The organism is Clostridia bacterium, from assembly GCA_024685775.1.
In the GTDB taxonomy this organism is placed as follows: domain Bacteria; phylum Bacillota; class Clostridia; order Christensenellales; family CAG-1252; genus CAG-1252.
Genome location: JAIKVL010000032.1, coordinates 56,982 through 68,837, shown reverse-complemented (window position 1 = coordinate 68,837; position 11,856 = coordinate 56,982). Strand labels below are relative to the sequence as shown.

Genomic DNA, 11,856 nt, shown 5'->3' with positions numbered 1-11,856 from the left:
TATGATATTTCTATGGATTTATTTGATTTTACTTCAAACGCCGATCAAGCCAAACCGCTCGCCGAGAGAATGCGCCCTCGGACTCTTTCCGAGTTTATCGGGCAAAAACATATCGTCGGAGAAGGAACTCTTCTTCGCCGCGCGATCGCGGCGGATCGGCTCGGCAGTTGCATTTTTTACGGCGTTCCCGGTTCGGGAAAAACCAGCCTCGCGAATATCATCGCTGAGACGACGAAATCTCATTTCGAAAAGTTGAACGCCGTTTCGAGCGGCGTCGCGGACGCGAAAAAAGTCATCGACGAAGCGCGCGCGCGTTTGAAAATGTACGGGACGAAGACCTATCTTCTTCTCGACGAGTGTCACCGTTGGAGTAAAGCGCAATCCGATTGTATGCTTTCCGCGATCGAAGAGGGCGTCATCACCTTTATCGGCTCGACGACGGAGAACCCCTTTATCGCGATGACGAAAGCGATCGTTTCGAGATGCCGCTTGTTTGAGTTCAAGCCGCTTTCTTCCGAAGAGATCGTAAACGCGCTTCGCTTGTCTCTTTCGGACGAGCGCGGGTTGAAAAGCTATAACGTAAAAGTCGAAGACGGCGTTTTCGAGCATTTCGCCTATGCTTCCGACGGAGATCTCCGCATCGCTTATAACGCCCTCGAACTCGCGGTCATAACGACCCCTCCGGATAATAACGGCGTTGTAACGATCACGAAAGAGATCGCTTCGCAGTCCGTCCAAAAGAAGTATCTTGCGATCGACGAAAGCACCTATTACGATATGATCTCCGCTTTTTGCAAATCTCTCCGCGGAAGCGACGCGGACGCCGCCGTCTATTGGATGGAGCGTTTGATCTCCTCGGGGTGCGATCCGCTCCTCGTGTGCCGTCGGCTCGTCGTCCATTCGGCGGAGGACGTCGGTATGGCGGATCCTTACGCCTTGACGATTGCGATCTCGGCTTTGACCGCGATGCAGAATATCGGACTTCCCGAGGGAAGAATTCCTTTGACCGAAGCGATTATCTACGTCTGCGAAGCTTCGAAAAGCAATTCCGTCGTTCGCGCGCTCTATTCCGCTCACGACGCGGTGGAAAAGACCTACGGCGATATCGTCCCGAAACATTTGAAGGACGCGAACTATAAGCAGGAAAAGATCGAAGGATATAAGTATCCGCATTCTTTCGGCGGTTGGGTCGAGCAACAATATTTGCCCGACGCGATCAAAGACGAGACTTTTTACGAACCCTCTTCGAACGGTTTCGAAAAAACGTTGCAACGCGCGAAAGTTTTGAAGCGCAACAAGGGCTAAACCCTTGCCAACGGCGCGCTTTTACGATATAATCGGATTATGAGGATTCTTTGTTTGGACGTCGGAGTAAAGCGCACGGGCGTTGCGATCAGCGATCCTTTGGGGATCAGCGCGAACGGCGTCGAGATCCATCTTTCGAGAGGCTATAAGGCGGACGCGTTGTATTTCACCGAAATGGCGAGATCGCGCGGCTGCGAAATGATCCTTTTGGGACTTCCTTTGAATATGGACGGGACGGAAGGCGAAAGAGCTTCGAAGGTTCGCGCGTTCGGCGATCTTCTCGAAGAAACTTCGGGGCTTCCCGTCGAATATGAGGACGAGCGCCTGACGAGCGTCGAAGCGGAAGAGATCTTGATCGAAGCGGGGCTCAGCCGCGAAGAAAGGAAAAAAGTCATTGATAAAGTCGCGGCGGAGATCATCTTGCGCGATTATCTGAATAAATAAGCGAGGGTATTATGGAAAACGAAAAAATCGAAAACAACGAAGAGATCGAAACCATCGTCTTGACGGACGAGGACGGAAAAGAAATTCAATGCGAATTTTTGGACACCGTCGAGTTGAACGGAAAGCTGTATTGCGTCGTCGAACCGATCGAGGGCGGCGAGGAGTACGAAGAGGGCAGCTGTTATATCTTCCACTTGAACGATAACGGGGACGAGACCGTCGATCTTACTCCGATCGAGGACGAAGCGGAATTGAACGCCGTCTTCGAAAAGTTTTTGGAGAATAATTCCGAAGGCTGCGACGGCGATTGCTCCGGTTGCGCGGGCTGCGAAGATAAGAAATAAGTTTTCTTTTTGCAACGTGAAAAAGTCGCGCGTTCGATTTCGTTCGCACGACTTTTTTATTTTTTTTGCCAAAAACAGCGCGAAAATCGTTGCGAAGCGGTTTTTAATATGATATTATTTATATTGCTAAAAAAGCACTGCGGTCGAGATCGTACTGTTGCTCGTTTGAGTTGGGGCGGTCGTTGAAGCTGCGGGAAGAAAAAACAGGAGGAATTTTTTGTATGTCAGTAATCACCATGAAACAACTTTTGGAAGCCGGCGTTCATTTCGGTCACCAAACGCGCACTTGGAACCCCAAGATGAGCAAGTATATCTATACGGCTCGTAACGGCGTTCATATCATCGACCTCGAAAAGACGGTCGTTGAGATCGAAAAAGCCTATGCGTTCGTTCGCGACCAAGTCAAAATGGGCAAGACCGTCCTTTTCGTCGGAACCAAGAAACAAGCGCAAGACGCGATCAAGGAAGAAGCGGAGCGTTGCTCGATGTATTACATCAATCAAAGATGGCTCGGCGGCACGCTTACGAACTTCAAGACCATCCGCACCCGTATCGAGCGCTTGAATAAGCTCAATCAAATGGAGCAGCTCGGAGAATTCGATCTTCTTCCGAAGAAAGAAGTCGGCTTGCTTTTGAAAGAGCGCGATATCCTCGAAAGAAACCTCGGCGGCATCAAATATATGCGCCAACTCCCCGATCTTATGTTCGTCGTGGACGTCGATAAAGAGCACCTCGCCGTCGACGAAGCGAATAAGCTCGGCATTCCCGTCGTCGCTCTCGTCGACACGAAATGTAACCCCGACAACATCACCTGCGTGATCCCGGGCAACGACGATGCGATCCGTGCGGTCAAACTCATCGCTTCCACGATCGCGAACGCGGTCATAGAGGCGAAAGAGGGCGTCGAGTTCAGCGTCTCCGATGAGGAAGAAGAAGTCGCTCCCGCCGCAGAAACCGCAGAAGAAGCCGCTCCCGCGGAAGCCGCGGAAGTTCCCGCCGCTGAATAATTTAGGAGGATAGAACTATGTTTACCGCAAGTGACGTTAAAGAACTCAGAGAAAAGACCGGCGTCGGTATGATGGACTGCAAAAAAGCCCTGACCGAAGCGAACGGAGATATGGAAAAAGCGATCGAGATCCTTCGTGAAAAAGGAATGGCGACCGCCGCGAAGAAAGCGTCGAGGATCGCCGCGGAAGGCGTCGTCGCCGCGAAGATCGAAGGCAACGTCGGCGCGCTCGTCGAAGTGAACTGTGAAACCGATTTCGTCGCGAAGGGCGACGCGTATCAAGCGTTCGTAGCGGGCGTCGCGGATTACGTGGTTAAGAACGACGTCGCTGACGTCGACGCTTTGATCGCCGCGAAAAATGCGGACGTTATCGAAGCGACCGCGAAGATCGGCGAAAAAATCGCGATCCGTCGTTTTCAAAAATTCACCGCGGAAGGCGGTATCCTCGAGAGCTACATTCATATGGGCGGCAAGGTCGGCGTTCTCGTCGAAGTAACGGGTGAAGACACCCCCGCTTCCCGTGAATTCGCGCACGACGTCGCGCTCCAAATCGCCGCGGCGAAACCGTCTTACGTTTTCAGCTCCGAAGTTCCCCAAGCGGAACTCGACAAAGAAAAAGAGATCCTGACCGCGCAGGCTTTGAATGAAGGAAAGCCCGCCGCGATCGTCGAAAAAATGGTTCTCGGTCGTATCAATAAGTACTATAAGGACGTTTGCTTGATGGATCAACAGTTCGTCAAGAACCCCGATCTTTCGATCAAGCAATATCTTGCTTCCGTCAATAAAGAAGCGGGTCTGAATCTCGCCGTCAAGCGTTTTGTTCGCTTCGAAATGGGCGAAGGCTTGGAGAAGAGACAAGACAACTTCGTCGACGAAGTTATGAGCCAAATCAAGTAAGGAAACTTACCGGGAAAAGGGCAATTCATTTTGCCCTTTTTTATAACCCATTTTTCTTGAAATAATCGGATATACGGGAGAATTTTCGAATGAGCGGATATAAGAGAGTCATTATCAAAATTTCGGGCGAGGCGCTCGGCGGAGAGAGCGGCTTCGGGCTTTGCCCCGAGACGATCGAACGTATCGTCAAAGATATTATTCAGGTCAAGCAGCAGGGCGTCGAAGTCGGCATCGTCTGCGGAGGCGGAAACTTTTGGAGAGGCGGAAAGGCGAAACATATGTCCGACCGCGCGACCGCCGATCATATGGGGATGCTCGCGACCGTCATGAACGCGCTTGCTCTGCAAGACGCATTCGAGCGTTTCGGCGCGGAAACGAGGGTCATGACCGCCCTGACGATCACGCGCGTCGCGGAGCCTTATATCCAAAGAAAGGCGATCAATCACCTGAAAAAGGGCAGGATCGTGATTTTCGCTTGCGGAACCGGAAACCCGTACTTTACGACGGATACCGCCGCCGTCCTTCGCGCCGCCGAAATCGGAGCGAACGCGATCCTTCTCGCGAAGAATGTGGACGGCGTTTACAGCGCGGATCCGAAGATCGATCCCGCCGCTTTGAAATACGACGAGTTGCACTATATTGATCTTTTGAATAAGTCCCTCGGCGTTATGGACTACACCGCCGCTTCGCTTTGTATGGATAACAAGATCCCTCTTATCGTCTTCGGTTTGAAGGATGAAGGCAGCATCTTGAAAGCGGTCAGAGGCGAAAAGATCGGAACGTTGATCCACTGAAATTCGCGGGTTGCTTTCCGCGCGAACTTATGTTAAAATATATAATTATGTAACGGGAGTTTGAACTATGTCATACGATATTATGGAAGTTTTGGAACTTTTGGACGGATATGAATCCGCGCTCAAAAAGGCGGTTGATTCTTATAAAACCCATATCCTGAATATTCGCGCCGGCAGGGCGAATCCGCATATTCTCGATAAGGTTATGGTCGATTATTACGGGACTCCGACGCCTTTGAACCAAATGGGCAGCATTACCGTACCGGAAGCGAAAATGATCGTCGTCTCGATTTGGGACGGGAGCGCATTAAAAGCCGCCGAAAAGGCAATAATCGACGCGAACGTCGGCATCACGCCGAATAATGACGGTAAAGTCATTCGTTTGGTCTTCCCCGATCTTACCGAAGAGCGTCGCCAAGCCCTTGTCAAAGAGCTCAAACAGACGACGGAGAACGCGAAAGTCGCGCTTCGCAATCACAGACGCGACGCGAACGAAGGTCTTAAAAAGCTCAAAAAAGACTCGCTCATTACCGAGGACGACGTCAAAGCTCTCGAAAAGGACGTCGATAAACTCTTGAACGATTACCTTGCCGGTGTCGAAAAAGCCTTTAAGGATAAAGAAAGCGAGATTTTGAGCGTATAATCGGAGGTCTGATGATACCCGAGCATATTGCTTTTATTATGGATGGAAACGGCAGGTGGGCGGAACGCCGCCGCTTGCCGAGAAAGTACGGGCATAAAATGGGAACGGAAGCTCTGAAACGCACGATCGAAAATTGTGCGGAGATCGGAGTAAAATACGTTACGTTTTATGCTTTTTCTACTGAGAACTGGAATCGACCCAAAGATGAGGTCGATTATCTTTTCGATATGTTTCGCCGCTTTATCGGTGAGATCGAAGAGCATAAAGATGAAAATTATCGCGTAATTTTTATCGGAAATATGCGCGAAATGCCGCCCGACATTCGGGAGGGCGCGGAGAAGATCGAAAAGGAAAGCGCTTCGAAAACCGGTCTGACGGTCTGCATCGCGATCAATTACGGAAGTTGGGAGGAAATCACGAACGCCGTGAATAAACTTCTCGCGAAGGGGGTTTCTTCGGTTACGAAAGAAGAGATCGCCGCCGCGCTTTACACGAAGGACGTTCCGTTTCCCGATCTCGTCGTTCGAACGGGCGGGGAGATCCGTCTCAGCAACTTTTTGCTTCTTCAAAGCGCATACGCCGAGCTTTTGTTTACGAAAACTCTTTGGCCGGATTTCAATAAAAGAAATTTGACGAAATGTATCGAAGAATTTTCATCGCGTTCGAGAAAATTCGGCGGTTTGGAGGATAAAAATGCTTAAACGAAATCTGACGGCGATCGTCTTGGTTTCGATCGCGCTTTTGTTTCTTCTTTATCTTCGAACGTTCCACACCGCGTTTGCGGACGTTTTGTTTTTGGCGTTTGCCTTTCTCGGCGGCGCGGAAATGGTCCTCGTCGGCAAAAAGAGCGGATTTAACGCGCTTTTGATCCCGCTTGTGTTTTTCGCGCTCGCCGTCTATCCTTGCTTTTGGTTCTTCGGCGCGACCGGAGTCCTCGCGGCGTTTTCGCTTTCTTGCGTTTCCGCGCTCGGCGATTTTATTCTCGAAAGAAAAAAATTCGAACTCAAAGACCTCGAATACACGGTTTTGATCCTCGTGTATCCGATGTTGCTTTGTTCGCTCTTTATGCTCGTAAACCGTTCTTACGGTAATTTGCTCGGCATATTCTATATTTTGTTCGTTACGCTTTTGTCCGACGCGTTCGCGCTGTTCGCCGGGATGCTTTTCGGAAAAAAGAAACTGATCGAGGACGTCAGTCCGAAGAAAACCGTTGCGGGCGCGGTCGGCGCGTTCGTCGGCGGTTTGATCGGAGCGACCGTCGTCCTTCTTTTATTCGACGTGTTCCGCGTTTTCGATCGTCTGCCGAACGTCGGCTTGACGCACCTGTTCGATAAAGTCGGCTTTTCCGCGCTTGCTTATCTTTTGTTCACACCCGTTTGCACCTTGCTCGCGATCATCGGCGATCTCGCGGCTTCTTGGCTCAAACGCAAAATGGGAATCAAAGATTTCGGAAAGATTTTCCCCGGTCACGGCGGCGTTATGGACAGGCTGGACAGTTTGCTCTTCGTCGTTCCCGCCGTTTTCTTCTTTTTCGTGATCTATAACGGAGCCGCGCTATGAAAAAGATCGCGATCATCGGGGTTACGGGTTCGATCGGCGGACAAGCCGTCGATATCATACGAAAGAGCGGCGGGGCGTACTCGATCTCGCTCGTTTCGGCGCATTCGAATCTCGGGGGCTTGATCTCACTTGCGAACGAATTTCAAGTTCCGAACGTTTGTTATACCGGGAAAGAATCGTTTTCGGCGCAAGATCTTTCCTATCCTTGCCGTGTTTTTACGGGCGAGGGAGCTTTGGTCCGAGCCGCCGAAGAATCCTCTTACGACGTGTTTCTGAATTCCGTCGTCGGGATCGCTTCACTCGAACCGACGATCGCCGCGATAAAAAAAGGCGCGCGTATCGCGCTTTCCAATAAGGAAATGCTCGTTTGCGCCGGCGAATTCGTTATGGATCTCGCGAAAAAACTTTCTTCCGAGATCATTCCCGTGGACAGCGAACATTCCGCGCTGTTTCAATGCTTGCAAGCGGGGAAGAGATCGGAAGTCGAGTCTTTGATCATAACGTCGAGCGGGGGCGCATTCCGCGACGTTCCTCTTCGCGAGATCGATTCTCTCGATCCTTCGGTCGCGCTTTCGCATCCGAATTGGAATATGGGAAAAAAGATCACGGTCGATTGCGCCACGATGGTCAATAAGGGCTTCGAAGTCATCGAAGCGATGCATTTGTTTGAGATGCCGATCGAGAAGATCGAGACGGTGATCCATCGCGAAAGCATCGTTCATTCGATGGTTCGCTTTGTCGACGGGGCTGTGATCGCGCAGCTCGCGAATCCCGATATGCGTCTCCCGATCGCCTATGCGTTCTCGTATCCCGATCGTGTGAAAACGCTTGTTTCGAGATTGCCGCTCGATTTGGATCTTTCCTTTAAGCCCGTCGATCTCGCGCGTTATCCCGCTTTTGCCGTCGCTCTCGAAGCGGCGAAAAAGGGTGGACTTTACGGCGCGTGTTATATGGCAGCGGACGACGTCCTCGTCCCGATGTATCTCTCCGGGAAGATCGGTTATTTCGATCTCGCCCGCGTTCTTGAAAAAGTCGTGTCGCATTTTCAAGGGATCGGCGGCGCATACGACCTTTCGGACGTTTTCAACATAAACGCCGAGGCTCGAAAATATACTCTACAAGCGGTAGGTGAGGTATGATTTTAAGCGCGTTGAACGGTGGCTTGCATATAGCCCTTTCCATTTTGATCGCGATCGTCGCTTTAATGGTGATGATTATGGTGCACGAATCCGGGCATTATCTCGTCGGGAAACTTTTGAAATTCAAGATCAACGAGTTCTCGATCGGATTCGGTCCGAAGCTCTTTTCTCGGAAAAACGCATCGACGGGAGAAGTCTTTTCGCTTCGCGCGATCCCGCTCGGCGGTTTTTGCGCGTTTGAAGGGGAAGAAGGCGACAGTGAGGCAGAAGGCGCGTTCAACAGCCAAAAACCTTGGAAGCGCATCCTCGTCCTGCTCGCGGGCGTTACTTTTAACTTTATTTCCGCCGTCCTAATTCTTACGATCCTTTTCGCGACCTACGGTTACACCCTTCCGAAAATCGTTACGTTGAACGAGCCGCAAACTGCGATCGAGCAGAATTTCGAGGTCGGGGATCTTCTGTATCGCGTAAACGGGAAGAACGTCTATTCCGTGATCGACACGAATATTTCGACTCTGCTTTCGAGTTGCGACGAAGAAGCGACGGTGACCGTTATCCGAAACGGCAAAAAGACGGATATTTCCGTCTATAAGGCGGATTTCAAATCGCACGAAACGGACGAAGACGGGAATGAAGTTACGGAAGTCTATCACGGCTTCGGCATCAATATCGGCTACGATTATTATCGGCTGAACGTTTGGGAAGCGTTCATTCGCAGTTTTATTTTTATCGGTCAGCTCGTCGTCTTGACCTTTAAGACGCTCGGCGGTTTGTTTACCGGTGCGGTCGGGCTCAAAGGCTCGGTCGGCGGGACGGTGACGAGCGTCGCGGCGATGGGCAGAGTCACGATGTCGCTCGGTTTCCGCGGCGTTCTCTTGATGTTCGGGATTATGAGCGCGAGCGTCGCTTTGATGAACGCGCTTCCGTTTCCCGCGCTCGACGGCTGTCACGTCGTCTTCGTCTTGATCGAATGGATCGCGGGGAAACCGGTCAATCGCAAGGTCGAAGCCATCATTCACACGGTCGGCTTGGTCTTGCTATTCGGGTTCGCGATCCTATGCGACATTTTGAATCTCGGGACGATTGCGAGGTTATTTTAGCGTATGACGAAATCCGTTAAGATAAGAAATTTACAGATCGGAGGGGGCGCGCCCGTTTCGATCCAATCCATGACGAACACGAAGACGAGCGACGCGAAAGCGACGATCGCTCAAATTTCCGCGCTTAAAAAAGCGGGCGTAGAGATCGTTCGCGTCAGCGTAAACGACGAAGCCGCCGCGAAGGCTCTTCGCGAGATCCGCGAATCGACCGATCTTCCTTTGGTCGCGGATATTCATTTCGACCATAAACTCGCGATCGCCTCGATCGAAAACGGAGTGGACAAAGTCAGGTTGAATCCGTCGAATATCGGTTCGGAAAGGGCGGTCGAATCCGTCGTTACCGCGGCGAAGCGTCACGGAGTCCCGATCCGCGTCGGCGTAAACGGCGGTTCGCTTGAAAAGAAAGCCCGCGAAGCCTACGGATTCGGCGCGAAAGCGCTTGCGGCAAGCGCGCTCGAAAACGTCAAATTGCTCGAAAAATTCGGCTTTTACGATATTGTGATCTCCGCGAAGTGTTCGTCCGTTCAAACGAACGTCGAAGCCTATCGATTGATCGCGAAGGAATGCGATTATCCGCTTCACGTCGGCGTGACCGAAGCGGGGGGCGGCGAGATCGCGCTCGCGAAATCGTACGCCGGGATCGGCGCGCTTCTTTTGGATGGGATCGGCGATACGATCCGCGTTTCTTTGACGGGAGATCCCGTTCGCGAAGTCTACGCGGCGGACAACCTTTTGAAGGCGATCGGACTCAAAAAGAATTTCGTGGACGTGATCTCATGTCCGACTTGCGCGCGAACGGAGATCGACGTTTTAACTTTTTCCGAAAAGATCAAGGAAGCGACGAAGGATATCAAAAAGCCCTACACGGTCGCGGTTATGGGCTGCGTCGTAAACGGCGTGGGCGAGGGGTCGAACGCGGACGTCGGCGTCGCGGGAGGTAAGGAAAAGTCTGCGATTATGAAGAGCGGAAAGATCATAAAGACCGTTCCGAACGATAAAATCCTGCTCGAACTCCTTTCGATCATCGAGGAGGATCTCCGTGACTGATATTTTGCATTTGCTGAAAGAAGAATTCGACGGAGCGTACGATTATCTTCGTCTCGGACGGGTGGAGGTCTCCACGCAGGATCGACGCGCGAACGTCGTCTTTTTGATGCCCGAGGATATTTTCGATTACCATTTTAATTCGACCGACGTCGAAAAGATCAAGGACGTCGTTAAAAAGGCTCTCGGCGGGTCGTTTACCGTGTATTGCAAATTCGAAAAGATCGTCGTTACCGAGGAGAATTTCAAGTCCGCTTTGATCGAGTATATGGAAAAGCATTTTCCTTTGGTCAGCGCGAATATCGATTTTACCGCGATCCAAGTGAAAATCGACGATAAGATCCGTTTGGATATCCCCGTCGCGGAAAATTTGAAAAAGTATATGGAGATCGTCGATTTCGACGAACGCATCAAAAAGTTCATATACGAACGTTTTTCATCGGATTCCGAATTGACCTTCGTCTTGATCCCGGACGATCAAGAGATCAAAATCGAGACCAAATCGGCGCAACGCTACGGAAAAAGCGTTTCGGTCACGGATAAAAAGATACTTTTCGGAAAAGAGTCCGAACTGCTTTCGCCCGCCGTCCATATCAGCACGCTCAAAGGCGAAGGGCAAGACGTCGTCTGTTGCGGGAAAGTCGCTTTCCTGCGCTATTATGATCGAGACGAGAGCAAGCGTGTGGAAGGAAGAAGGTTTTATCCGCATTATTACACGTTCAGTATCAACGACACGACGGGTTCTTTGAACGTCTTCGTCAATATCGACGGGGCGATGCCTCTTTTGCAAAACGGGGTCGACGTCGTTTGCCGCGGTAGGGTGAACAGCCGCGACGATAAAGCGTCTTTGAGTATGTACGCGCGTTCGATCGCGCTTTGCACGGTTCCTTACGCTTTGATCCACGAGCAGACGAAACCGCTTGCGCCGCCCGAACGGTACAGCGTTTTGGAGCCGAAACCCTATGAAGAAGAGGTGTACAGTCAGATCCGATTCGACATGGGCGATGTTCGCGCCGAAGAGCCGCGCGCGTCCGTCCCGCCGACCGTTACCGCCGCGATCCGCGCGATTAAGACGGAGCGTGCGTTCGTCCCGTATGAGATCGCGATGTGTTTCGTCGAAGGAAATAAGATCCGAGAATACGTTCATTCGTTTTTGAAGGTCGCCTTTACGGAGAAAACGGAGCGCGCCGAATTCGCAAACGCGAAAGGTTACGCTTCGCCGCGTTTGTCGACCGTTATTCCCGATCTGATCAAATTTTCCGCGGGAAAACCCATCGCCGCTTCGAATCCGCAGTTTCTTATCGATCTTTTGAATCAAACGGCGAAACCCCTTCGTTATCTCTTCTCGAACGAGAGCCGAACCGTTTCGATTTCTCAAAATAAAGGCGAAGGAAAAGTCGACGGCGCGCTTGAAGAGGCGGTCGAGATCGCGAAAGAACTCCTGCGCGAATAGCTTTCCGGAGAAAGATCCCGATCTTCGATAAAAAAATCGGTTGATACGCTTGTATTTATTCACTACGCTGTGTTATAATTCAAAATGTAAAGGTGCTTTTTTCGTAAAAGTGGGCTTGATCGGCTCA

The 11,856-nt window shown here is 51.2% G+C and carries 13 protein-coding genes; all 13 read left to right on the top strand.

Features of this window, described 5'->3' with window-relative positions:
• The first annotated feature begins 12 nt into the window (after nt 1-12).
• Nucleotides 13-1,305: a replication-associated recombination protein A gene (locus tag K5753_05865; protein MCR4726722.1), complete on the top strand. Its 1,293-nt coding sequence runs from the start codon at nt 13-15 to the stop codon at nt 1,303-1,305.
• 39 nt (nt 1,306-1,344) lie between these two features.
• Nucleotides 1,345-1,749 (top strand): Holliday junction resolvase RuvX, encoded by a 405-nt coding sequence (gene ruvX / locus K5753_05860; protein MCR4726721.1) that lies wholly within the window; start codon nt 1,345-1,347, stop codon nt 1,747-1,749.
• Between the two features lie 11 nt (nt 1,750-1,760).
• On the top strand, nt 1,761-2,093 hold the full coding sequence (locus K5753_05855) for a DUF1292 domain-containing protein (protein ID MCR4726720.1): 333 nt from the start codon (nt 1,761-1,763) through the stop codon (nt 2,091-2,093).
• Nucleotides 2,094-2,314: 221 nt separating this feature from the next.
• Complete coding sequence (gene rpsB / locus K5753_05850) at nt 2,315-3,100, top strand: 30S ribosomal protein S2 (protein MCR4726719.1); 786 nt, start codon at nt 2,315-2,317, stop codon at nt 3,098-3,100.
• Between the two features lie 17 nt (nt 3,101-3,117).
• Nucleotides 3,118-3,996, top strand: a complete 879-nt coding sequence (gene tsf / locus K5753_05845) for a translation elongation factor Ts (GenBank protein MCR4726718.1) — start codon at nt 3,118-3,120, stop codon at nt 3,994-3,996.
• Nucleotides 3,997-4,085: 89 nt separating this feature from the next.
• Nucleotides 4,086-4,790 (top strand): UMP kinase, encoded by a 705-nt coding sequence (pyrH, locus tag K5753_05840; GenBank protein ID MCR4726717.1) that lies wholly within the window; start codon nt 4,086-4,088, stop codon nt 4,788-4,790.
• 82 nt (nt 4,791-4,872) lie between these two features.
• A complete protein-coding gene (gene frr / locus K5753_05835) occupies nt 4,873-5,433 on the top strand; it encodes a ribosome recycling factor (protein ID MCR4726716.1) in 561 nt (186 codons plus the stop codon).
• A gap of 11 nt (nt 5,434-5,444) precedes the next feature.
• Nucleotides 5,445-6,134 (top strand): di-trans,poly-cis-decaprenylcistransferase, encoded by a 690-nt coding sequence (gene uppS / locus K5753_05830; GenBank protein MCR4726715.1) that lies wholly within the window; start codon nt 5,445-5,447, stop codon nt 6,132-6,134.
• Nucleotides 6,127-6,993: a phosphatidate cytidylyltransferase gene (locus tag K5753_05825; protein MCR4726714.1), complete on the top strand. Its 867-nt coding sequence runs from the start codon at nt 6,127-6,129 to the stop codon at nt 6,991-6,993. Before uppS ends, K5753_05825 begins: the two co-directional genes overlap by 8 nt.
• Nucleotides 6,990-8,132, top strand: coding sequence for a 1-deoxy-D-xylulose-5-phosphate reductoisomerase (gene dxr, locus K5753_05820; GenBank protein ID MCR4726713.1), 1,143 nt, complete (start codon nt 6,990-6,992; stop codon nt 8,130-8,132). The genes K5753_05825 and dxr overlap by 4 nt, the downstream gene beginning before the upstream one ends.
• Nucleotides 8,129-9,232 carry a site-2 protease family protein gene (locus K5753_05815; protein ID MCR4726712.1) on the top strand — a complete coding sequence of 368 codons (1,104 nt, stop codon included), beginning with the start codon at nt 8,129-8,131 and terminating at the stop codon, nt 9,230-9,232. The genes dxr and K5753_05815 overlap by 4 nt, the downstream gene beginning before the upstream one ends.
• 3 nt (nt 9,233-9,235) lie before the next feature.
• Nucleotides 9,236-10,279, top strand: coding sequence for a flavodoxin-dependent (E)-4-hydroxy-3-methylbut-2-enyl-diphosphate synthase (ispG, locus tag K5753_05810; GenBank protein MCR4726711.1), 1,044 nt, complete (start codon nt 9,236-9,238; stop codon nt 10,277-10,279).
• Complete coding sequence (locus K5753_05805) at nt 10,272-11,729, top strand: hypothetical protein (protein ID MCR4726710.1); 1,458 nt, start codon at nt 10,272-10,274, stop codon at nt 11,727-11,729. The genes ispG and K5753_05805 overlap by 8 nt, the downstream gene beginning before the upstream one ends.
• Nucleotides 11,730-11,856 lie beyond the last annotated feature (127 nt).

Coding starts and splice junctions, on each gene's coding strand:
- dxr (MCR4726713.1), top strand. CDS start 6,990: ATGAAAAAGATCGCGATCATCGGGGTTACGGGTTCGATCGGCGGACAA.
- pyrH (MCR4726717.1), top strand. CDS start 4,086: ATGAGCGGATATAAGAGAGTCATTATCAAAATTTCGGGCGAGGCGCTC.
- K5753_05815 (MCR4726712.1), top strand. CDS start 8,129: ATGATTTTAAGCGCGTTGAACGGTGGCTTGCATATAGCCCTTTCCATT.
- K5753_05855 (MCR4726720.1), top strand. CDS start 1,761: ATGGAAAACGAAAAAATCGAAAACAACGAAGAGATCGAAACCATCGTC.
- K5753_05825 (MCR4726714.1), top strand. CDS start 6,127: ATGCTTAAACGAAATCTGACGGCGATCGTCTTGGTTTCGATCGCGCTT.
- K5753_05865 (MCR4726722.1), top strand. CDS start 13: ATGGATTTATTTGATTTTACTTCAAACGCCGATCAAGCCAAACCGCTC.
- ispG (MCR4726711.1), top strand. CDS start 9,236: ATGACGAAATCCGTTAAGATAAGAAATTTACAGATCGGAGGGGGCGCG.
- ruvX (MCR4726721.1), top strand. CDS start 1,345: ATGAGGATTCTTTGTTTGGACGTCGGAGTAAAGCGCACGGGCGTTGCG.
- rpsB (MCR4726719.1), top strand. CDS start 2,315: ATGTCAGTAATCACCATGAAACAACTTTTGGAAGCCGGCGTTCATTTC.
- frr (MCR4726716.1), top strand. CDS start 4,873: ATGGAAGTTTTGGAACTTTTGGACGGATATGAATCCGCGCTCAAAAAG.
- tsf (MCR4726718.1), top strand. CDS start 3,118: ATGTTTACCGCAAGTGACGTTAAAGAACTCAGAGAAAAGACCGGCGTC.
- uppS (MCR4726715.1), top strand. CDS start 5,445: ATGATACCCGAGCATATTGCTTTTATTATGGATGGAAACGGCAGGTGG.